General features: G+C 72.0%; 13 protein-coding genes and 1 pseudogene. 6 read left to right on the top strand and 8 right to left on the bottom strand.

What is annotated here, in order from left to right; translation table 11 throughout:
- Positions 1–151: 151 nt before the first annotated feature.
- Together D7X30_RS30205 and D7X30_RS30200 are read left to right on the top strand one after the other, a co-directional pair.
- Positions 152–787 carry an outer membrane beta-barrel protein gene (locus tag D7X30_RS30205; protein WP_120566440.1) on the top strand — a complete coding sequence of 212 codons (636 nt, stop codon included), beginning with the start codon at positions 152–154 and terminating at the stop codon, positions 785–787.
- Between the two features lie 128 nt (positions 788–915).
- A complete protein-coding gene (locus D7X30_RS30200) occupies positions 916–1,752 on the top strand; it encodes an FHA domain-containing protein (RefSeq protein ID WP_120566552.1) in 837 nt (278 codons plus the stop codon).
- A 13-nt stretch (positions 1,753–1,765) separates the two neighbouring features.
- Here D7X30_RS30200 and D7X30_RS30195 read toward each other — a convergent pair whose 3' ends face one another.
- The 5 genes from D7X30_RS30195 to D7X30_RS30175 all read right to left on the bottom strand — a co-directional run bounded on the left by D7X30_RS30195 (position 1,766) and on the right by D7X30_RS30175 (position 11,466).
- The gene (locus D7X30_RS30195) at positions 1,766–2,206 is read right to left on the bottom strand and encodes a PH domain-containing protein (protein WP_120566439.1); all 441 of its coding nucleotides are present in this window, start codon (positions 2,204–2,206) and stop codon (positions 1,766–1,768) included.
- A 64-nt stretch (positions 2,207–2,270) separates the two neighbouring features.
- Positions 2,271–3,176 (bottom strand): lipopolysaccharide assembly protein LapB, encoded by a 906-nt coding sequence (locus D7X30_RS30190; protein WP_120566438.1) that lies wholly within the window; start codon positions 3,174–3,176, stop codon positions 2,271–2,273.
- A gap of 56 nt (positions 3,177–3,232) precedes the next feature.
- Positions 3,233–4,543 carry an adenylosuccinate synthase gene (locus D7X30_RS30185; RefSeq protein WP_120566437.1) on the bottom strand — a complete coding sequence of 437 codons (1,311 nt, stop codon included), beginning with the start codon at positions 4,541–4,543 and terminating at the stop codon, positions 3,233–3,235.
- Between the two features lie 12 nt (positions 4,544–4,555).
- The gene (locus tag D7X30_RS30180) at positions 4,556–8,224 is read right to left on the bottom strand and encodes a UvrD-helicase domain-containing protein (RefSeq protein WP_120566436.1); all 3,669 of its coding nucleotides are present in this window, start codon (positions 8,222–8,224) and stop codon (positions 4,556–4,558) included.
- Positions 8,221–11,466 carry a PD-(D/E)XK nuclease family protein gene (locus D7X30_RS30175; RefSeq protein WP_120566435.1) on the bottom strand — a complete coding sequence of 1,082 codons (3,246 nt, stop codon included), beginning with the start codon at positions 11,464–11,466 and terminating at the stop codon, positions 8,221–8,223. The genes D7X30_RS30180 and D7X30_RS30175 overlap by 4 nt, the downstream gene beginning before the upstream one ends.
- A 341-nt stretch (positions 11,467–11,807) precedes the next feature.
- Here D7X30_RS30175 and D7X30_RS30170 point away from each other — a divergent pair, with 341 nt between their 5' ends.
- Entirely contained in the window at positions 11,808–12,701 is an 894-nt protein-coding gene (locus tag D7X30_RS30170; protein ID WP_120566551.1) for a phosphatase PAP2 family protein, read from the top strand.
- Positions 12,702–13,674: 973 nt separating this feature from the next.
- Here D7X30_RS30170 and D7X30_RS30165 read toward each other — a convergent pair.
- A pseudogene (locus tag D7X30_RS30165) lies at positions 13,675–14,413 on the bottom strand (FadR/GntR family transcriptional regulator); the annotation flags it as partial.
- 910 nt (positions 14,414–15,323) lie between these two features.
- Here D7X30_RS30165 and D7X30_RS30160 point away from each other — a divergent pair.
- Genes D7X30_RS30160 through D7X30_RS30150 form a run of 3 tightly spaced genes read left to right on the top strand, consistent with a single transcriptional unit; the run spans position 15,324 to position 18,109 of the window.
- A complete protein-coding gene (locus tag D7X30_RS30160; protein ID WP_233591872.1) occupies positions 15,324–16,331 on the top strand; it encodes a CHASE3 domain-containing protein in 1,008 nt (335 codons plus the stop codon).
- Positions 16,332–16,347: 16 nt separating this feature from the next.
- Positions 16,348–16,962 carry a chemotaxis protein CheB gene (locus tag D7X30_RS30155; RefSeq protein WP_120566433.1) on the top strand — a complete coding sequence of 205 codons (615 nt, stop codon included), beginning with the start codon at positions 16,348–16,350 and terminating at the stop codon, positions 16,960–16,962.
- Entirely contained in the window at positions 16,946–18,109 is a 1,164-nt protein-coding gene (locus D7X30_RS30150) for a hybrid sensor histidine kinase/response regulator (RefSeq protein WP_233591871.1), read from the top strand. Before D7X30_RS30155 ends, D7X30_RS30150 begins: the two co-directional genes overlap by 17 nt.
- On the opposite strand, the gene D7X30_RS30145 is transcribed toward D7X30_RS30150, so the two are convergent.
- Both D7X30_RS30145 and D7X30_RS30140 read right to left on the bottom strand, forming a co-directional pair.
- Positions 18,099–19,022, bottom strand: a complete 924-nt coding sequence (locus D7X30_RS30145) for a metallophosphoesterase (protein WP_120566549.1) — start codon at positions 19,020–19,022, stop codon at positions 18,099–18,101. The two genes, D7X30_RS30150 and D7X30_RS30145, sit on opposite strands and share 11 nt — an antisense overlap.
- A gap of 84 nt (positions 19,023–19,106) precedes the next feature.
- Positions 19,107–22,049, bottom strand: a complete 2,943-nt coding sequence (locus D7X30_RS30140; protein WP_120566432.1) for a choice-of-anchor D domain-containing protein — start codon at positions 22,047–22,049, stop codon at positions 19,107–19,109.
- Positions 22,050–22,196 lie beyond the last annotated feature (147 nt).

The raw sequence follows: 22,196 nt of genomic DNA, 5'->3' as shown, positions 1-22,196 counted from the left end.
GAAGCGTCCTTCCTCGGGTGGGGCAGCGCGCTTCCTGTGCCTGGGCAACCCGTCCGCAAGGGAGGGCGGCCGAGCCGGCAGGCCCCCGAGGCCCGGTTGGCATGGACGAAAGTCCACCCCACTTTTCGGTCCAACACAGGGAGGGGACCACATGAGCAAGGGATTGTTGGCTGGCGCGGCGGCGGTGGCGGTGTTGGCGGCGGGCTCCGCGCAGGCGGCTTCGACGGAGCTGCGCAGGTCCGCGGACATGCGCGGCCTGACGTTCCTCGTGGGCGGCGGTGTGGAGGGTTACACCAGCGGCCTGCGCGACCAGATTGATCCAGGCCTGGGCTACGGCGTCACGGTGGCCATCAAGCCGACGAACGTGCTGGGCCTGGAGCTGGCCTACACGGGCGCCATCAGCAACTTCAACGACAGCCGCGTGCTGGCGACGGACACCAGCGGACCGGACATCGTGCGCAACGGCGCGCAGGCGGCGGTGACGCTGGGCCTGACGGCCACGCCGATCCAGCCGTACGTCATGGGCGGCCTGGGCCTGAGCCGCTACAACGTGCGCGCAGCGGCCCTGGGTTTCCAGGACGACACGGTAGGCCACGTGCCGGTGGGCGCGGGCCTGCGCCTGCACATCGGCAGCTTCACCGCGGACGCGCGCGTGAACTACAACTTCCTGTTCGACCAGGAGTTCGCGCTCACCGTGCCGCCGTCCGACGTGGACCTGGGCGGCGACGAGACGTTCAGCAGCGGCGGCCGCTACGTGGGCACCATCAACCTGGGCGCCACCTTCTAGCCAGAAGCGATGGCCTCCGCCGTCCCGGCCTCCGGACATGGGGGGCCGGGGCTGGATGGGGCCTGGGGGCAACCTCGCGAAAACGCGACGTCCGGTGGCAGGCGTGAGGCTTGCTGCCGGGCGTCCGCATGCGCTTCGAATTCGAGCACCTGGGCACCCCCACCCCGTTCGAGCTGACCGAGGGCCACCACCTCCTGGGCGGTGGCCCCGACGACCATGTCCACCTGGAGGGCCTTCCTCCGGGGCTGTTGACCCTGCGCATCGACTCCGGGCGGCTCATGGTGGAGGCGGTGCGCAGCTTCACCGTGAACGCGGTGCGCGTGCTGCCCGGCGTGTCGCGCCTGGTGGTGCCCGGCGAGGTGCTGGGCCTTCCGGACGGCATGTGCCTGCGCGTGCTCGCCGAGCCGAGCGCCCCCGGGCGCGGCGTGGGCACCGTCGCGGTGCTCAAGGGCCTGCTCACGGATGCGGACGCCCCGCCGTCCCGCGCCGCCTCCCTCACCTGCCTCACCGGACTGGACGTGGGCCGCTGTCACGCGCTCGCGGAGGCGCGCACGGACATTGGCAGGGGCGACGGCGCAGCCCTGCGGCTGCGCGACCGGGCCGTGTCGCGGATGCACGCGCGGATCCGCCGCGAGGACCCGGGCTTCTTGCTGGAGGACCTGGGGACGCCCAACGGCGTGTTCCTCAACGGCGTGCGGCTGGAGGCCCCAGCGCCCCTGGCGGACGGGGACGTCGTGGAGTTGGGGCGCTCGCTGCTCCGCTTCCAGGCGGCGTTCGATGAGGCCTCTGGGGAGGCGGGGCCCGTGCCCCGTCCGGTGGCCGCCGTGGAGGAGCCCGCGGATGCAGCAACGCCGCGGCCTCCCGAACGAGGGCCACGGCGCCTGGAGGGATGGATCATCGCCGGGGCCGTCGCGCTGGCCCTGGGTGCGCTGCTCGTCACCTCCCTGGTGGCGGCGACCGGCTGAAGCAGCGCGCACCCTACGCCGGCAGGGGCGAGAGGCCCGCGCGCTCCACCAGGAGCCGGGCCAGGTGCCGGTGGTGACGGAAGAAGCTGGTGAAGTGCACGAAGCCCTGGCTGCCCCGGATGGCGTAGACCGTCACCGGCCCGGGGAGGACGTCCAGCTTGCGGATGTCCGCGAAGGAGAAGCGCCGGGTGCGCACCATGCCCCGGCAGGTGATGCCCCTCGAGTCCACTTCAATGCGGGTGCGGCCGTAGTAGGTGACGGCCACCCCGAAGAAGATGACGAAGAAGGCCGCGGACAGGAACGTCTGCAGCGGCACCCCGTCGAAGTGGAACAGCCAGGCGAAGATGCCCAGCCATAACAGGCCTGCCGCAGCCATCACGGCGGCGAGCACCCTGCGCGGGCGAAAGATTTGGTGCGGCTGCTTCCCCTCCACCGTCCGATCGCGTCCGTCCATGCCCTATAAAATAGTGGGCCGGACAGTCCCTCGGACCATGCCCGTCTGCTCTCCAGGCAGACGGTCAGCGCAGGCGCTCGGCCTTCTGGCGGGACTCCTCTTTCAGCTCGGGCCGCACGTCGGCGGCGGTGGAGCGCGCGTAGCGCTCGTAGAGCTCGCGGGCCTCCAGGTTGCGGCCCAGCGCGCGGTACGCCTCCGCGAGTCCGTACAGCGGCGAGGCCGCGTCCGGCTCCAGCTTCAGCGCGAACTGGTAGTCCGCCGCGGCCTCCGCGTAGCGCCGCAGCCCGATGTTGGCGCTGCCCCGCGCGATGTACGCCACGGTCAGGAGCGGCTCCTGCTGCAGGGCCTGCGTCAGCGTCTGGAGCGCGGGCGCGTAGGCGCGCTGGCTGATGTGCTGGACGCCCTGCTCATAGGCGCGGCGCGCCTGGGCCCGCGTCGTGTCCGCCACGGGGCCCGAGCCGGGCGGCTGCCCCACGGCCTGCGGCGACGCTCCGAGTTCGCCCTGCTTCACGCGCGCCCGGGTGATGTTGTCCTGCGCGCTCTGACGGATGGCGGCGTCCTGGGTGAGGCGCGACGCGGCCTCCCACTCCTCGATGGCGCGCGCGTAGTAGCCGAGCACCGCCAGCGCGTTGCCCAGCTTGAAGCGCGCCTCCACGTGATCCGGCGCCGCGTGCTCGGCGTCGAGGAAGGCGAAGGCCGCTTCGCGGTAGCGGCGCTCGCGCATCAGCGCGTCCCCGTCACGGATCCGCGTGGCCGCCAGCACGGCCTGCGACGTGCGCTGGGGCTGGGACTCCAGCGGGCCGGGAGGCGTGTCGGTGGCCGGGCCCGGTGCGCGCGCGGCCGGGGCGGCGGACTTCGCCTCGGGGGCCGGGGGCTGGGCGCCTGAGCCCTGGGCCCAGGCCGGCACCGCCAACGTGCCAAGCCACACCACCGCCGAGACCCCGAGCTGGAACCTGCGCGTGCGAACCATGTCCCTCTCCCGTCCTGGCCCCCGGCGGGCCAGGACCACTGCGGCCTGCGTCCTTCCTAGCTGCGGAAGGGGTTCTGCAGGAGCACCGTCTCGCCGCGGTCGGCGCCCACGGAGACGCACACCACGGGCACGCCGCTGACCTCTTCCACGCGGCGCACGTAGCGCTTGGCGGCTTCCGGCAGCTCGTCGAAGGTGCGCACGCCGGCGATCTTCTCGTCCCAGCCGGGCAGCGACTCGTAGATGGGCTTCACGCGCGCCAGGTCCTCGTAGTCACCGGGCAGCTCGGTGACACGCTGGCCGTCCAGCTCGTACGCGTTGCAGATGCTGAGCGTCTTGATGCCGCTGAGCACGTCCAGCTTGGTGAGCGCCAGGCCCCACAGGCCGTTGACGCGCACCGCGTAGCGCAGCACCACGCCGTCCAGCCAGCCGCAGCGGCGCGGGCGGCCCGTGGTGGCGCCGAACTCGTCGCCCACCTTGCGCAGCCGGTCTCCCAGCTCGTCGCTCAGCTCCGTGGGGAACGGGCCTCCGCCGACGCGCGTGGTGTACGCCTTGCTGATGCCCATCACCTTGTCGATGGCCGTGGGGCCCAGGCCCGAGCCCACCGCGGCGTTGCCCGCCACGCAGTTGGAGCTGGTGACGAACGGATAGGTGCCGTGATCCACGTCCAGGAGCGTGCCCTGCGCGCCCTCGAAGAGGATGCGGGCGCCGCGGCGGACCTGTTCGGAGAGGAAGAGGGACACGTCGTGCACGTAGGGGCGCAGCCGCTCGCCCAGGGCGGAGAACTCCGCCAGCACCTGCGGCGTCTCCAGGCGCGGCACGTCCACGCCCGCCTGGGCGCAGAGGTCCTTCAGCTCCTCCAGCGCGGCGGGCAGGCGCTCGTCGATGCGGCGGCGCAGGCGCTCCGGGTGGAGCAGGTCGCGCACGCGGATGCCCCGGCGGGCCACCTTGTCCTCGTAGGCCGGACCGATGCCCCGCCCCGTGGTGCCGATGGCGCTGCCACCGCGCGCCTTCTCGCGGAAGCTGTCCAGCAGCTTGTGCCACGGGAAGATGACGTGGGCGTTGTCGGAGATGAGCAGCTGCGCGTCATCCTTGAGGAAGCCGCGCGGCTTGAGCGCGTCGATCTCTCCGACGAGGACGGCGGGATCCACCACCACCCCGTTGCCAATGACACACGTCTTGCCCGGGTGAAGGATGCCGGACGGAATCAGGTGCAGGACGGTCTTCTGCCCACCCACCACCAGCGTGTGGCCCGCGTTGTTGCCGCCCTGGAAACGGACGACCACCTGGGCGTGCTCGGTGAGAAGGTCGACGACCTTGCCCTTCCCCTCATCTCCCCACTGCGCTCCGATGACGACGACGTTCGGCATGGTGCCCGCCGCTTAGCACGCGGGAGGGGCCGGGTGACAGTGTTCCGCGAAGCCGCAGTGAAGGGCCTGGCAGGCCGCCTTGTCCCACCCCGGCCATGCCCGCGACATTTCGGCCTGGACGAGCGCTCGGACGCCCTCTGCCAGCCGGCGCACCGCCCCGGCGTCGGCGGATCCGGCCGGGAGGAATTCCGGCTCCGGGGAGGCGTCTCCCAGGAAGGCCACGCCCACCCGCACCGGCACCCCGTCGCGCACCATCCGCGCGGACGCCAGGGCCAGGGCTGTCAGCTCGTGAGCACACGCGGCCGGGCCCAGGGGGTGGCGGGCGCCCGGGCGCAGGAGCACCGCCACGGCCTCGCCGTCCGGCGCTTCCCAGAGCAGATCCACGGCGCCCTCCACGCTGGCGGAGTCATCCAGGTCCAGCACGAAGTCCAGGCCCCGGTGGATGGTGGACGCGGGCACCACCGCGAGCTGGCGGGCGAACGTCGTGCCCAGGAAGCGCTCCACGGTGGCGAGCACGTCGCCCAGGTCGTCCTCGTCCGGATCCCGGCCCGCGCCGCGCAGAAGGTTCTCCAGGTGCGCGCGCCGCTCGGAGGCCTCCGCGTCCGGGCCCGCGAGCGACAGGTCCACCTCGCGCAACAGCCGCGTGACGAGCTGGTCCGGACGCTCCACGGGCAGCCAGCCGTCGGGCTCCACGAAGATGGGCGCGGCGCGCACGGGGGCCTCCCAGGGTTCGGATCCGACGGCGAGCCCCATGCGGTGGAGCTGGTGGTAGCGGCGCGGGCAGGTGAGGAAGTCCTGGACCGCGCGCACGGAGGCGACCGCCGGGGCGTCGGTGAACACGGCGGCACCGGCCCCGGAGGCTTCGTCGGACATGCGCTCCAGCGCGGACTCCAGGCGGATCCGCGCCTGTTCGAGTTGCTCCTTCGTGGGCGGCTCCGGATCCGCGGGCGGCGGCAGCTGCTCCACGTTCACGTCGTTGGCGAGCGCACGCAGATCCGGATCCGCGTCCAGCCGTCGGTCCACGCGGTGCCACCACGTGTCCGTGCCCGCGCGCTTCTCCTCGCCGCCGGACAGCACGAGCAGGTCCTTGGCGCGCGTGAGGGCCACGTAGAGCAGGCGCAGGTATTCGGCGTCTTCGCGGGCCTTCAGCTCGGCGCGCACGGCCTCGAAGCGTTCGGAGGTGAACGTGTCCAGCGAGTCCGGCATCCACGGCCGCAAGGCCAGGCCGAAGGAGCGCTCGAAGTAGGCCCGGGCGGACGTGGTGCGGCGGCGGCCTCCCATCCCGGGCACGATGACCACCGGCCACTCCAGGCCCTTCGCGCGGTGGATGGTGAGCAGCTGCACGGCGCGCGGGTCGCCTTCGTCCAGCAGGTCCGCCTGGGCCTCGTTGGGGTCGGAGTCCGCCAGCTGGCGCAGCTCACGCGCGAAGGCCACGCAGCCACCCGTGCCACGCTCGTCCCGGCGTGACGCCAGCGACAGGAGCTTCTCCACGTTCGCGCTCGCCTGCTCCGCGTAGGGCGAGCCCGCGAGTGCCTCGCGATAGCCGGTCGCGTCCAGCGCGGCCTGCAAGAGGGCATGCACGCCCAGCCGATCCCTCTCGCGCCGCAGCACGGGGATGAGCTCCAGGAAGCGCGCGAGCCGCGACTGCTCGCGCGCGGACATGGCGGCGCGGACCTCTTCATCCACCAGCCGGGGTGAGCCGAGCGACAGCGGCAGGTCCCCCGCGAGCCGGAACAGCGACGCGTCCGACAGGCCGACGAGCGGCGAGCGCAGCACCGCGGCGAACGCCAGCGCGTCGTCCGCGTCCGCGAGCAGCGCCAGCAACGAGGCCAGGTCGCGCACCTCCTGGGCCCCGTAGAAACCGCGGCCTCGTAGCACCCGGTGCGGCACGCCGTGGCGGATCAACGCCTGCCGGTACTCCTCCAGGTGCGTGAAGGTCCGGAAGAGCATGGCCACGTCGCCGCCGCGCGCGGGACGCAGGCCCTTCTTGTCCTCCGCCATCACCGCCGGCGGAGCACCGGGCGCGAGCATCACCCGCAGCCTGCGGGCCACCGCGTCCGCTTCGTACTCGCGCAGCTCCGGGGCGGTGTCGGCCTCCGGCAGGGTGAGCCGCTCCACCACGGGCCCGTCGGCCAGGTTCGGGCGCGTGGGCGACAGGTCGTCCGTCTCGGGTTCGTAGACGACCTCGAAGGGACGGGGCGTCGCCTCCTTCGCCACGAGCAGCCCGGCGAACGCGCGGTTGAAGAAGGACAGGACACCGGGCAGCGAGCGGTAGTTGTTCTGGAGGAAGCCGCGCATGCCGCCCTCGGCTTCGATCTTGTCCGCGAGGACCTTGAACACGGACACGTCCGCGCCACGGAACTCGTAGATGGACTGCTTGCGGTCACCCACCGCGCACAGGAACGCAGGCTCCAGGGGCAGCGAGGCCACCAGGTCCGCGTCCGGCGTCAGCTCGCGCGGGCCACCTTCGCGCATCTCCGACAGGAGCAGCACCAGCTCCAATTGCAGCCGGTTGGTGTCCTGGAACTCGTCCACCAGCAACGCGCCCTGCCGCTCCTGCACCTGCTGCCGGAACTCCGGATGGTCGCGCAGCAGGTCGCGCGCCTTCACCAGCAACGAGGTGAAGTCGAACACGTTGCGCCGGGTCAGCTCCGCGTCGTGCCGCTCCTCCACCTGGGTCAGGAGGTCGCGGAAGGTGGCCTCGAAGGGCGCCGTGCGCCACGCGGCGTAGGCATCCTCCAGCCTCCGCACGGAGCCGTCGCTCTTGCCCTTCACCTTCCAGAGCAGCTCCTTCAGGCACGCGCCCGCGCCCTTGCGCAGGTTGACCAGGTTGCGCGGCTCCGACAGCAGCACGGAGCGCAGCAGCGGGAAGTGGCCCGGCTGCATGAACGTGTCCGGCGTCATGCCCTTCAACGCGGGCTCGCACGCGGACAGGAGGCTGCTCCATTCGCCCTTGGTGTCCTGGGCGCGGGCGTCCAGGCAGAGTCGGCGGCAATCCTCGATGAGGGCCTCGAGCTGCGCCTTGTCCGCCACGCCGTCGCCCACGCGCGCCGTGGCGGCCTTGAGGCCCTCTTCGCGCAGCGTGCCGTAGACGTCCATCAGCGCGGCCACGAGCCCGTCGGAGAAGCCGGAGCCGGAGAAGCCCAGCTCCGCGCACAGCTCGCGCACGCGCGCGTCGCCGCCCTCCAGCGCGTCCAGGACCACGCGTTCGGTGACGTCCTCCAGCAGGCCCGCGGCCTCCAGCTCGTCCAGCACCTCGAAGGCGGGATCGATTCCCACCGCGGGCGGGGCACGGCGCAGGAGCTGACCGCAGAGCGAGTGGAACGTGCCCACCGTCGCGGCGCCCAGCTCCTCGCGCACCTTGCGCCACGCGTCCTGCGTGGGGAACGGGCGCTCCAGCCTCGCGAGCGACGCGCGCAGGTCCTTCTCCGCGTCGAGCGGGACGTCACCCTGGGCCAGCGCGTCCAGGCGCTCGCGGACGCGCTTGCGCATTTCGGCGGCGGCCTTGTCCGTGAACGTGAGCATGCACAGCCGGGACGGGCGCAGCGGCTCCGCCTGCCGCGCTCCCGCGAACAGGTGCAGCGTCATCGTCACCAGGCTGTACGTCTTGCCCGCGCCGGCACCCGCCATCAGGGCCAGGTTCTTCTCCAGCGCGAGCATGTGGGGCGCGGTGTCGCTCATCCGCTCCCCTCATCCGAGATGCGGCGCTCGGTGATGCGGCACACCGCGCGGTAGCCGCACTTGCCGCAGTCATTGGGCCGCGCCGGGAAGTCGCCCTTGCGCAGCTGACGCACCAGCGACTCCACCGCGTTGGGCAGGTTGAGGCCGGCGGCCTCCGCCACGCGCTGGCGCACCTCCGGGTCGGTGGACAGCAGGTCCTCCAGCTCCGCGGGCGGCAGCACCGAGGACAGGTGGATGGCGTCGCCCGTGCGCAGTGAGAACCACGCCGCGTTGCGCGCGCCCACGTGGCCGGCCTCGCGCGCGGCGTAGAGGTACAGCGGGAGCTGGAAGTCCGACCGCAGCAGGTTCTCCTTCAGCGTGCGCTTGTCCAGGCGGCCCGTCTTGTAGTCGATGACGCCCACTTCCACGCCGGCCGTGTCCAGCCGGTCGATCTGTCCCTCGAAGACGATGGCGTCCTCCGCCACCATCAGCTTCACGTCACTCCAGCGCTTGTCCTCGGCCGCCGGGCCGAAGCGCAGCTCGAAGCCTTCGGGCACCAGCGGGTCGAATGGCAGGCCATGTCGCGGATCCGCGAGGATGCGCCGGGCCATGGCCTGGGCCTTCTCGCCCGCGAGCTTCCACAGCTCGTGGTGGCCCACGTGGTACAGCTCCGCGAAGTGCCGGCTGGCCTTCTTGACCGCCTTCTCCAGCACCTCTTCGGGGATGTCCTCCGGCGCCTGGCCCAGGAGCTTCTTCTCCTTGAGCGCCTGGAAGACCTCCTCCATCACGCGGTGCCAGAAGGTGCCTCGGCCCCGGGCGTCGAACTCCTCGTTGGCCACCACGGGCTCGGCCACCTTCAGGCCGTACGCGATGAAGCCCTGGAAGCCACAGTTGCCGAACTTCGACAGGGCGCTCGCGGACAGCGGGCGCTCCAGGCCGAAGTGGAACGTGTCGCGCAGCTTCTGCTCCAGCTGGGGGCCCTGCACGCCGCCGGTGAACTCGCCGGGCAGCTCGTCCTCGCGGCCGAAGAAGCGCAGGCGCGCGGCCTCCATGTGGGCCAGCTCTCGCGCGCTGCGGAACCAGTCGTCCGCGCCGAAGCGGTCCTTGAGCACCTGTCCCGCGGGGTCCGGTTCCGTGACACGCAAGGAGGGGAAGGTCAGGCCCGCCAGCGCCTCCAGCGCCACGGTGCGCCGCAGCTCCGGCGGCGTGAGCACTTCGTCCAGCGGCAGCACCGGGGGCAGCGTGCGCGTGGACCACTTGTGGCCGGTGAGCCGGCGCACCTCCTCCAGGAACGCGGAGGGCACCTGCTCCTGTCCCCCCGCGGCCTTCACCGCGAACGACAGGCTCAACGAGCCCTCCGCCGCCGCGAGCGCGCTGGCGAAGAGCAGCCGGTCCTCCGTGAGGCGCCAGGGCGCCCGGTCGTCGAACTCGCCGCCGGTGAGGCGGAACACGTCGCGGGTCAGGTGCTGGTTGAGCGCCACGCGCTCCGCGTCTCCCAACAGCGGCGACGGCGGATCCCTCCCGGGGAGCCGGCCTTCCGTGAGCCCGGCGACGAAGAGGTGCCGGAAGGTGCGGCCCGGCACCTCCGCCAGGTCCAGCACCTCCACCGCGCCCGTGGACGGGCCTCGCGCGGGGAGGTGCACGTCGCGCAGCGCGTCCGCCAGCCACCGGCCCAGCACGCGCCGGGTGATGCGGGGACCTCCGCCCACGGCGCGCAGCGAGCGCAGCAGCGCTTCCATCCGCTGGCGGAACGCCGCGAGCGCCGCGTCGTCCCGGGCCCTTGCGTCCTCGATGCGCGCGCCCAGGGTCCCGGCCTCGCGAGCCTCCAGGGGCCCCGCGGAGTCCAGCAGGCCCAGCCGCTCCACGACCTTCCACCACGCGGCGATCGACTCCGCGGCGGGGGCCTCCTGGGGAATGTGGCGGCATTCGTCGATGAGCCGCATCACGCGGTCGCGCAGCGCGCGCACGGCCATCACCTTGACCGCGTCCTCCTTGCGCTTGCCGCCCTGCGCGGCCATCCGGCGCGAGAGCCCTTCCAGGCGCACGTCGTAGGCGCCCTTGCCTCGCGTGGCGCCCAGGCGGTCGTCGCGCGCGGCGGCGAGCGCGAAGAGGGTCGCGGGTGCATCCGGCCCACCGCGCGACAGCGAAGGCACGTAGCGGCTGGAGACGAGCTCCGCCACGCGTTCGGCCGGGAAGCCGTCCTCCATCAGCACCGGCAGCTCCAGCGCCAGCCGCACCGGCCCCGCGAGCGCGAGCGGCTCACCCCACGGCAGGCGCACCGGCACTCCCAGGTCGCCCAGGGCCTCCGCGAGCCAGCCCGCCTCCGGGCCCAGGTCCCGGTACGCGATGGCGATGTCGCCCGGCGCGCTGCCCGAGTCGATGAGGCGGCGCACGTCGCGGGACACCACGCGGGCCTCCTCGCGCGCGTTCGTCGCGTTCCACACGGACAGCCCATCCACCGCGCCCTTCAGCACGTTGCGAGCGGCGCGGGGCGAGAACAGGTGCCGGCCCAGGTCCGTGAAGGGGCGGCCCTCGAAGGTGACGTCCGCCTTGAAGAGGTCCACGTGGGGCATGGTCTCGCCCCGGTTCTCGAAGGCGCGGAACAATGCCGCGAGCGCCGCGTCCGCCACCGGCGAGCCACCCACCGGCGTCTCCACGCGCAGCGACACGCGCCGGGCCTCGCACGCCGCGGCGAGCCCCATCAGCAGCTCCAGCTTCGACGGGCGCACGTCGTAGACGCCGTGGAGCACCAGCCCCGTCACCCCGTCCCAGCCCGAGGGCCACGCGCCCCGGTCCAGCGCCTCGCGAGCCCCCCGGAGCACGTCCTCGCGGTCCGCGAGCCCCAGCTCCGCCAGGCGCTGTTCGTACAGGTGATAGAGCCGAGCGAGAACCCGCGCGCGGGTACGGCGCTCCGGGGGCAGCACCTCCGCGGCGTCCTGGAGTTCGCGCGGGGAGAGCCGGCCGGCCTTCAGGTCCAGCAGCACGTCCGCCTCGGCGCGGGCGAAGGCGGGCTCGCGCACGTAGTCGCCGAACGGAGTGGGGCCCAGCGTGGCGCCCAGGCCGGCCACCACGGCGCGGGCCGCCATCGCGGGACAGGGCCGCCGGTTGAGCTCGCGCGCCCCACCCAGCGCGTGGACGAAGTCGTCCCACGTGAGCAGGTGGGTCCCCACGGCGATGCCCCGCGCACGCCGCTCCGTCCGCAGGGCAGCCTGGCGGCGCGCGGCATCAGGGAAGACGTGGAGTGTGCGGCCAGGGCGGGGCATGCGGGGCGAGGACTCTAGAACGGCCAGGGGCGCCGTTTTCATGCTCCTTTCTGCGCATTCCCACACCCTGGCCCGTTGTCCGCTCGCCTGCCGCCCTCGGAACCCGGGAAGTCCAAGGACGCGAGCCTTTCCGCCCGACCCGCGACAGCGCCGCTCCGGCTGGAGGCGCCCAGGGCCCTGAACCTGTCGGACAGTCGGACAGGTTCTGGAACACCGAGGCTGGCGCCATGGCGCCGGGGAAAACGGGCCGATGACACGCGGAGGACCAAGCCGGGGCGCGATGAGCCCACGCTACCCGGATTGCGGGAAAAGGGCGGAGCGCCCTTATGCTCCTCCGCCCCATGCTTGCTTCCTACCGGCCCCTCGCCACCTTCTGCCTGCTCCTGCTGGCGCCGCTGTCCCCCGCCGCCGCGCAGGACACCTCCGACGCGCCGCGCGCGCTGCGCTTCAACTGGACCCGCGACGGCATCATCACCGGCACCGCGGGCGCGCTGTGGATCTCCAGCGAGTCGGTGTTCAAGGACAACCTGGCCCCGGCGCAGTGCCGCTGGTGCGACCGTGCTCCGGACGGCACCGACCGGCTCAACCGCCTGGACCGCTGGGGCCGCGGCATCGCGGGCAACACGGAGGCGTCCCGCAAGCGCGCGGACACCTGGAGCAACATCATCGGGTTCGCGGGCGTGCCGCTGGGCCTCCTGGGCACCCAGTACGCCGTGGGACGCAGCAGTGGCGCCTCCACGGAGTTCTTCGCCCAGGACGCCACCATCATGGTGCAGAGCGCCGTCCTCGCCTCCGTCGCCAACCAGGCGGTGAAGTTCGCCGTGGGCCGCGAGCGTCCCTTCGTCCACGTCCTCCCGGAGGAGGAAAAGGGCCTCACCGCGCACCCCAGCGACAACAACCTGTCCTTCTACAGTGGCCACACCAACCTGGCCTTCTCCCTGGCCGTGTCCGCCGGCACCGTCGCCGCGATGCGCGGCTACAAGCACCAGGCCGTCGTCTGGGGCGTGGGCCTGCCGATCGCCGCCTCCGTGGGTCTCTTGCGCATGGGCGCGGACAAGCACTACCTCTCCGACGTGCTCACCGGCGCCGTGCTGGGCACCGCGTTCGGCGTCGCCGTCCCCCTGCTCCTGCACGGCCGCGTGGATGACACCGCGCCCGCCACCGCGCGGGCGTCCTCGGTGTCAATCAACCCAATGCTCGGGACCCAGATGGTGGGCCTGTCCGGCGCCTTCTAGTCACGCCTCGCCAGAAGTTCGCGAACACATCCTTCGCGGCAAAAGGCACGGACGGATGCAGCCGCGGCCCCCCGGAGTTCGCGCTCCTCTTCAGGGGGCCGGGGCGCGCTTCATGAACGACAGTGAGCGTGAAGGCCTGTCGTCGCTCGCGAAGCAGAGGAGCCTGGGGAATGGGCCATGAAGCGCCAGAGGCGCACTGCGCAGCGCCCCAGGGAAGCCCAGGAGTCCATGAAGCGCCTCGCCCACGATGCGAAATGCCCCGCGGAAGTATCTGCGGGAGCCGGTGGATGGAGCCTCACGCTGCGGGAGCCCCCCTCCGGAGACGAGGCGCCAAAACCTGTCCGACTGTCGGACAAGTTTCCCCAGGCAGCGCCCACCACGTCCCGCCCTGCGCACTCCCCACCGGCCCCACAGGGAGCAAGCCCCGGCTTGGATGACGACGCCAACTGCCCGCTTTCCAGCTCAACACGGAGGGCCTGCGCATCGAGGCATGGTGCAATCCCAAGTGGCCCGGTGTCTCCGGCGATGGGCGTGAGGCAGCAGAGGCCATGAGCATCAACGCTTGGGCGTACCTGTAGCGTCTCGTCCGGCTCGTTGGTTGGCGCGGGAGCGCCGAAGCCACGACTCTCCCCGCTGGGGTGTGCATCCGGCGCATCATCCAGCTCGGTGGCTGACGCGAAGCTTTCGGCGCCGCGCACCTCGACGCAAGGGCGTGCCTCCAGCGCCTCGGCTTGCGCGGTGGTGCCGGAGGCACGCTCCCCATCGCAAGGGCATTCCCCCTGCGCTTCGTCTTGCGTGGTGGCTGACGCGGAGGCGCTGGCGCCACGCTCCTCAACGCAAGGGCGTACCACCGGCGCGTCCTCCAGCCCGGTGGCTGATGCAGGCGCACCGAGGAGCCCTTCTTGAGTGAGGTGGGACGCAGGGGACGCAGGGGACGCAGGGGACGCAGGGGACGCAGGGGACGCAGGGGACGCAGGGGACGCAGGGGACGCAGGTACTTTGGGGGAGGGGGCAAACGCGTCCAGCACGCGCTCGTCGCACGCCTTCAGCAGCGCCGGCAGCTCGTGCTGAATCGCCCGCAAATTACGCTCCGAAAGGGCCCCCATCGCGAGGAAGGCCCACTCGCGCAGCGCCTCTCCGCCTATGAGCGGCAGCAACTGGGCGGCTCCTCCCAGGAAGGCCCGCTGCAGGGACTGAACGAGGAGCACGTGCCCCGGCCGCGCCGCCACCCGCGCTGCATGCCGCAGCAACTCGAATTCCGCCTGGGCACAGGTTGCACCCGACTCCCAGCGCGCCGCGTCCTGGAGCTGGAAGCATGTGCTCCCCAGCCGGTCCAGGTCGAGGTCCGAGGCCCTCGCGCAGCAGTCGGCCAGCAGCTCCACCAGCACCTGCCGCTTGAGGCTGAAGTAGCCCTCCAGCAGCCACCGGGCATCCGGGTTGCTCGCGTCATGCAGCGCCAGCCCCAGGTTCTCCAGCGTCAGCGACTCATCCAGCGCCACCGCGAGAGTCCTTCGTCCGGGGCACTGAACCACCAGCCCCCGTGCGGCCAGCCGCCGCAGCGCCTCACGGAGGGTTCCCCGGCACACGTCATAGCGGCGCGCCAGCTTCGCTTCGGAGCCGAATTGCCCGCTCGGGTGCAGCCGCCCCAGCGCGATATCGCGCTCGATTTGCGCCTCCACATAGGCCACGAGTCCTCCCCGTCCCATCCCCATTCCCCCTCCTCGTCCCAGCATCGCCATCCAACCACAGGGGTCTGACATGGATGTGCGGGCCCACCCTCCGCGTCGCTTGCCGGGCCAGCGCGCCCCCGGGCCGCATGGGGCGAAAACCTGTCCGACTGTCGGACAGGTTTTGAGGCAATCGGTCCCGGGCGGGCACCCCTGTCCGTGGCCCCAACTTGGTATCCGCGCACGCATGACGTTGTGCCCCTGTCGGTCCGGCGCGGCTTCGGGCTTCATGCGGCGGAAACCTGTCCGACAGTCGGACAGGTTCTGCGGCAACCGGCCCCGGGCGGACGCATCTGCTCGTGGTCCTGTCCTGGCGCCCGTGCACGCACTCCGTTGCAGTCCGTCGCAGTGGGGCGCGCGGCTTCGGGCTTCATGCGGTTGAAACCTGTCCGACAGTCGGACAGGTTTCGCGGCAGCCGGGCCCGGGCGGGCGCATCTGATCATGAACCGGCCTTGGCACCCGCGAATGCGCACTGGTTGCCATCCACCGCTGCGCTCCGCGAGGTGCGCGTCCTCGGGCTTCGTGCGGCGCGAACCTGTCCGACTGTCGGACAGGTTTCGCGGCAACCGGGCCCGGGCGGTCGGCTCTACCCGTGCCCCACCTTGGGGCTTCGCGCGTGAACGACGTCGCGGGCCACGGACACTCCTCGATGCGCGTGTCCGCTTGGGGAACTTCGGGTCGCGGCCTGGGTTGACGAACTGCTGGCACCCTCGCGGGCCACGACCCTTCGCCGGGCGCGCACAAGGCGACACTTCGGCGCCTCGGGTCCCGGACGTACCCTGCTGACATGGTAGTCAATCCGTTCACCTTCGTCGGACGGGTTCGTTCCGTGGGCTCCATCCTCACTGCTTCCCTTCCGTGCGTCCCGGGGCGGTGTCCTTGAGTCCGGCCCACGTGAAGGACGCTCCGCGCATCGAGCGCTTCGGGCCGGCGCTGCCCCCTTCCACGTTCACCGGCTTCGACGTGGCGGTGCTGGCCGTGCTCGCCATCGCCCTGATCTCCTACCGCACCCTCAAGACGCGCGCGGCCACGGGCCAGATGGTGACGCATACGATCACAATCGCGGCGAAGCTGGCGGAGGTGCTGTCCACCGTGAAGGACGCGGAAACGGGCCAGCGCGGCTTCCTCCTCACGGGCGCGGAGAGCTACTTCAGCCCCTATACCCTCGCGAAGAAGACGCTGCCGGAGAAGCTCGCGGAGCTTCGCGGGCTCATCGCCGACAGCGCCGTGCAGCAGCAGCGGCTGGAGCGGCTGGAGCGGCTGGAGCGGCTGGAGCGGCTGGAGCGGCTGGAGCGGCTGGAGCGGCTGGAGCGACTGGAGCGACTGGAGCGGCTGGAGGGTGCGGTCACGGAGAAGCTGGCGGAGCTGCAGGAGACCGTGGACCTGCAGCTGCGCGGTGAGGGCCGGCAGGCCATCGCCGTGGTGAAGGAGGATCGCGGCATGGCCGCCATGCGTACCATCCGCGCCACCGTGGAGGAGATGGCGCTGGAGGAACGCTCGCTCCTCACGAGCCGCTACGGGGAGTTCCAGGCGTCCGCCAACCTGTCCCTCGCCGTCACCCTGAGCGGATCCGCGCTGCTGTTCGCTCTGCTGGGCATCGCCGCCAACACCGCCGCGTACGGCGGCGCGGTGTTCGACCGGTCGCTCAAGGGGCACATCGTCTTCTCGGACCACAGCCTGGCCACCGACAGCCTCTTCGCAGAGGTGCAGCTCCTGTCGTGCCGCAATGTGCTCATCTACTTCAACCGCGGGCTGCGGGAGCGCGCGCTGGGATTGTTCGAAGAGTCCCTCTGTCACAAGGGGTTCCTGGGCCTGGGTGCGCGCGAATCGCCGCGCTTCTCCTCGCACGAGGCCTCGTTCACCCCCGTCGTCCCCGAGGACCGGCTCTACCAGAAGCGCTAGGGAGGACCCACCCGCCATGCCCACTCCGCGCCCTGCTCCGCCCGCTGGCCGCGTCGACGCCATCGTCATCGGTGCGTCCGCGGGAGGGGTGGATGCCCTGACACAGCTGCTGCCCGCGCTGCCCACGAACTTCCGGCCCGCGGTCCTCGTCGTCGTGCACCTGCCTCGGAGCCTCCCCAGCCTGCTGCCAGAGGTCTTCACCTCCCGGTGCACGCTGCCGGTGCATGAGGCGAGGGACAAGCAGCCCATCCAGCCCGGGACCCTCTATTTCGCGCCCCCGAACTACCACCTGCTCGTGGACCGGGACGCGAAGAGGCCGTCGCTCGCGCTGTCCGCGGACGCCCCCGTCCACTTCTCCCGCCCCGCCATCGACGTGCTCTTCGAGTCCGCCGCGGCCGTCTATGGCCCGCGCCTGGGCGGCGTCATCCTTTCGGGCGCCAACGCGGACGGGGCGCTGGGGCTCCAGGCGGTGAAACGCCGGGGCGGCGTCACCCTGGTGCAGGCGCCCGATACGGATCGCTCGCCCACCATGCCCCAGGCGGCGCTCGCGGCCGGGCCGGTGGACTTCGTGCTGCCTCTTGAACAGATGCCCGCCGTCTTCCGGGCATGGGGAGATGGCGGTGCTATCTGACCTGTCCGTCCTCAGCAAGGAGCCCCTGCCCGTGGCGTTCCGGGTGAAGTGCCTGCTCGTCGATGACCTGGAGGAGAACCTCCTGGCGCTCTCCGCCGTGCTGCGGCGTGACGACGTGGAGGTGTACTGCGCCCGCTCCGGCGCGGAGGCACTGGAGCTGCTGTTGCGGCACGAGTTCGCGCTCGCGCTCTTGGACGTGCAGATGCCGGAGATGGACGGCTTCGAGCTGGCGGAGCTGATGCGCGGCTCCGAGCGCACCCGCGACGTGCCCATCATCTTCGTCACCGCGGGCGGGGGCGACCCCTGGCGCACCTTCAAGGGCTTCGAGGCCGGCGCGGTGGACTTCCTCTTCAAGCCGCTGGAGGCCCACGCGCTGCGCGGCAAGGCGGAGGTCTTCTTCCAGATGCACCGCCAGAAACAGCAGCTGGCGCAGCAGCTGGACACGCTCGCGGAGACCCTGCGCCTCAACGAGATGTTCACCGCGGTGCTGGGCCACGACCTGAGAAACCCCCTCTCCGCCATCCTCACCGCGGCGGACCTGCTCCAGCGCCGCTCGGACGATGAGGCCGTGAAGAAGACGGCCACGCGGATGATGGCCGCCGGCAAGCGCATGGGCCGGATGATTGAAGACGTGCTGGACCTGGCGCGCGCGCGGCTGGCCGGCGGGATTCCGCTGCGCCGGGGGGAGACGGACTTCGGACAGCTGGTGCAGCGCATGGTGCAGGAGCACCAGACGGCGTGGCCGCGCCACCGCATCGAGGTGCGGCAGGACGGCGACCTCGTGGGGGACTGGGACGCGGACCGGCTGGCGCAGGTGGCCTCCAACCTCATCGGCAACGCGCTCCAGCACGGCGACACCGCGGAGCCGGTGCGCATCCTCGTGGACGGCACTCGCGACGACGCGCTGCACTTCACCATCACCAACGTGGGCGTCATCCCCGCCCACCTGCTGCCCTTCCTCTTCGACCCGTTCCGGGGCGGCCAGCAGCGCCGGGGCCGGGGAGAAGGCCTGGGCCTGGGGCTCTACATCGTCCAGCAGATCATCCACGCGCATCAGGGCGGCGTGGAGGTGCTCTCCGGCACCGGGCCCTACACGGAGTTCCGCGTGGAGCTGCCGCGCAAGGGCGTGGACGTCGTCAAGCTGTAGCGCCGTTGTCCGCGGGCACGCTGCCCGGCCCGTCCGACTCCTCCAGCGGCGGCAGCGTGTGCAGCCCCCAGCGCTGTCCCACCTGCCAGGAGACAACGCCGGAGACACCCCAGCCGGCGCGCTGCGCCTCGCGCCCCTCGAACTCCAGCCAGAAGACGGCGGTGTCCGGCCGCGCCGCCTGATCCAGACACGCCACGCGCGACAGCGTGCGCCCGTGCGAGTCCAGCGCCACGGCGAAGGGCTTGTGCGAATGGCCACAGAGCACCCACTTCGGGTGCACCGTGTCCACCAGCTTGCGCGTCACCGGATTGCCAATCCACGGCGAGGGCAGCGGGCGCGCGGTGGCCAGCCGTTCGTCGCGGGCCTTCTGCACGATGCCCCGGGGCCACTCGTGCACCAGCAGCAGGTCCACGTCCCGCAGCGCGGACACCTGCTCCACCTCCGGCGTGCGGAAGTAGCCCGCCTGCTTCGCCGTATCCAGCGACGTGGGCCGCTTCAGCGGCTGGTCGATGAAGCGCGGCGCGTGGATGCCGGACAGGTACGCCACGCGCAACGGGCCCAGGGTGCGCAGGCCCGCGCGGCCCAGGTAGTGGACGTCCGGGGCCAGCTCCCCTCCGTCGGGCAGGTCGTGCAGCGCCTCGAAGTCCTCGTTGTTGCCGCCAATGAAGTACAGCGGCCGCTTCACGCGGCGGATGCCGTCCGCGTACCCGGCGAACTCGGCGGGCATGGCGCGCTTGGCGGCCTTGCGCCGGTGGTCGTCCGCGTGGCGGAAGGCCTCCACGTCCCCCACCGCCAGCACCAGGTCCACCCTCCGGCCGCGCGCCTGCTCCAGCGCATCCAGCCACGCCTCCACCCGGTGGAAGCGGCCATGGATGTCACCCAGCGCGGCGACGAGGAGGGAGTCCTGCGGCATGTCCTTCACTCAAGGCCTCCCGCCCCGCCCTGTCGAGTCATCCGCCCCGGTCACTTTCCAGTGACGGACGTATGGCCGCCCCGGCTACGGGCAACCCAGCGGATAGGTGACCTCCACCACCGCACCCGGGGCCGGGGCGCGCAGCCGGTCGAAGACAACGGCGTTGGCTCGCGCGTCATGGGACCAGCCATCCGTCACGGGCAGCCCGTCCACCCGGACGACGATGGCGCCGGGGTCTTCCGGCAGCTCGGACAGGGGGAAGGCGCGGTTGGGCCCGAAGGCGCTCTCCGACAGCTTCTCCAGCGACACGGCCCAGTTGGGCGTGCAGATGCTGTCCACCACGCCGTTGAGCTTCCGGGCCAGCTCCATGTACCGGCTGCCGGAGCTGCTGGAGGTGGTGCAGGTGGTCAGGTCCTCCGGGCCCACCACGGCGTTGAAGCTCACCTTGGACGGGTCGTTCCCCTTCAGGGCCAGGAGGTAGGTTTCGTAGAAGGACACCGGCTGGGCGCTGAAGTCCTCCTCGTCCGACAGGACGATGATGGCCAGCTTCGCCTCCTCGCGCAGGAAGCCGCCGTTGCCGTCGTTGGCCTGGGGCGTGCGCGGGTCGTCCAGGCCGTAGAGCAGCGGATCCGACAGCGCGCGGTACGTCGCGTCCAGGCCCTGCTCGTTCCAGTGGCACACGCCCACGTGCGTGTTGGTGGCGAAGACGCCGGCCGCGTTGGGCGTCTCCGGCGTGATGATGCGCGGGCTGGAGCCGTCCACGGGGAACAGGCGCCCGTTCTCACCGCCCAGCGCGCCGCCGGGGCACTCGGACCAGCCGCCCGGGGACGGGTCCAGGCCGGTGGTGGTGACGCCGATGCGGTAGTCCACCTGCGCGGCGGTGGCCGCGGACAGGAAGGCCGCGAAGTTATCCCCCAGGCTCTGCTGCTCCTCCATCATGGAGCCCGAGTTGTCCACGACGAAGAGTACGTCCACGCGCGCCTCCGACTGCTGGACGAAGCGGTCCGTCTGGTCCGTCTTCGCCAGGCCCCGCCCCACGAGCCCCGCGTTGTAGACGGCGCCGTCCTTCAGCGTGAAGCGCACCGTCGCCGCGTCCTCGCCCTCCTCCACGGGCGCGTACTTCGCGGTGAGCTTCACGCGCCCGCCCGCGGGAATCGTGGCCGGCAGCGCGCCGGACACGGCGAACTCCTGGCCCGGCTGCTCCAGCTTCATGCCCGTCACCTTCACGTCCCCCGGGCAGTCGTTGTAGGCCATGAACTCGCGGGTGCGCGGTCCGCACGCCAGCCGGCTGATGCCGAAGTCCACCGTGGTGGGCTGCACGGAGAAGCACCCCTGCACGCCCCTGCCCACCAGGTTCACCAGCGGGTGGCCGCGCGTGGGGTGGCTCACCCAGCCCTCCGCGAGCCCCTGGAACTCCCCTTCGCTGGACGGGTGGAAGCGCACGAGGAGCGTGGCCTTCTTGCCGGGCTCCAGCACGCTGTTGGCTACCGTCGTCGCGCGGAAGGCCGGGTCCGACCCGGACGCGAGCTGGAGCCCCGCCAGGAAGCACGCCTGCGTGCCGGTGTTGCGCAGCGTCACCCCCAGCGCCACCTCCGAGCCCACCGGCACCTGGCCGAAGTCCAGCACCGACGGCAGCGCGTACTCGCACGGCGCGAAGTTCTTCCCCTCACCCGACAGCGTCACGCCGTCCGTGGCGCTGGAGGTGCGCTGGGTGGACGTGACGGCCAACTGCCCGCTGCTCGCGCTGCCCACGCCCGCGCGAGGGCTGAAGGTGATGCCCACCGTCAGCGTGCCCCCCGGCGCCACCGGCTGGCTCGACGGCGGCTGCGCGAGCGTGAAGTAGCCCCCGGCCTGCGTGGTGAGGTGGAGCCCGGTGACGGTGGTCTCCTCGCGGCAGCGGTTGTGCACGGTGGCGTCGCGCGTGGCCGTCATGCCGAAGGCCACCGGCCCGAAGTCCAGGTGCGCGGGCGTCACCTCCACGCACGACGCGCCGCCCTCGCCCGTCAGCGTCACCTTGGGACCGGGCGACGTCGTCTTCGGCTTGCGCACGGACACCTCCACGCGGCCGTCGCGCACCCGGCCGGCCGCCGCGGGCGTGAAGGTCACGCGCAGCTCCACCACCGCGCCCGGAGTCAGCACGTCGTTGGGGAGCGCGGGCGCGCTCACCACCTTGAACACACCGGACGGGTCCTCCAGGAGCGACGCGCCCTTGTAGCTGAGCGGCTCGGAGCCCAGGTTGCGCACGGTGATGCGCTCCTCGGCGGTGGCGCCCACCGCCACCCGGCCGAAGTCCACGCGCAGCGGCGTCACCTCCAGCGCGCCGGCCACGCCCATCCCCGTCAGCTTCACCACCGCGGGCTCGCAGCCGTCGCACACGGCCACGTGCAGCGCCGCCTCCGCGTTGCCCAGCCGCACGGGGCTGAAGGCCACCGGCACCTTGCGCGTCTCATGCGGCGCCAGCGTGGACGGAATCCCCGCGCCCGCGGAGAACTGATCCTTGTCCGCGCCCTCCACCGACACCACCAGCGGGCTCTCCACGTCGGAGGGGTTGCGCACCGTCACCTCGCGCATCTCCACCAGCCCCAGGTTCACGTTGCCGAAGTCGAGCGCCGTCTCCGGCACCTCCACCAGCGCCTGCACACCGCGCCCGCTGACGGGCACCTGCGTCGCCGCGCCGCCGGACGCGTCCGTGAACAGCTCCAGTTGCCCCTGCACCGCGCCCTCCACGTCGGGCGTGAAGCGCACTTCAATCTCGTGCTCCGCGCCAGCCGTCAGCGTGAAGGGTTCGAACACGGGGACGCTGACGTTGGGCAGCGACGAGCGCGCCCCCTCCACGCGGTACGACGCGCGCCCCTGGTTCGCCAGCCGCAACGTCATCGTCTTGGTGCGCCCCACCGCGGCGGGGCCGAACTCCAGGAGCTCCGGCCTCGCCGCGAAGCCAGTGCGTGCCTGCTGTGAAGTGGGTCGCTCACACGCCGCCGCCGCCGCCACCACCAACGCCAACACCAGCCATCGGAGTCCACGCATACAGAGTCCCATCCTTCCTACACGCGGCACCGGAGTCCCCCCACACAGCGCTGCACGTGGCTCCGGTCGGCTTGGAAAGGTGCAACCCTGGTGCCTGGACGTCCCAACGAGGCGCCGTCACACCGCCAACACGGCAAACGGGCGCCC

This window comes from Corallococcus sp. AB011P (assembly GCF_003611605.1).
GTDB classification, from domain to species: domain Bacteria; phylum Myxococcota; class Myxococcia; order Myxococcales; family Myxococcaceae; genus Corallococcus; species Corallococcus coralloides.
The sequence above is the reverse complement of the archived record's forward strand: the minus strand, read 5'-3'. Positions and strand labels throughout refer to the sequence as shown.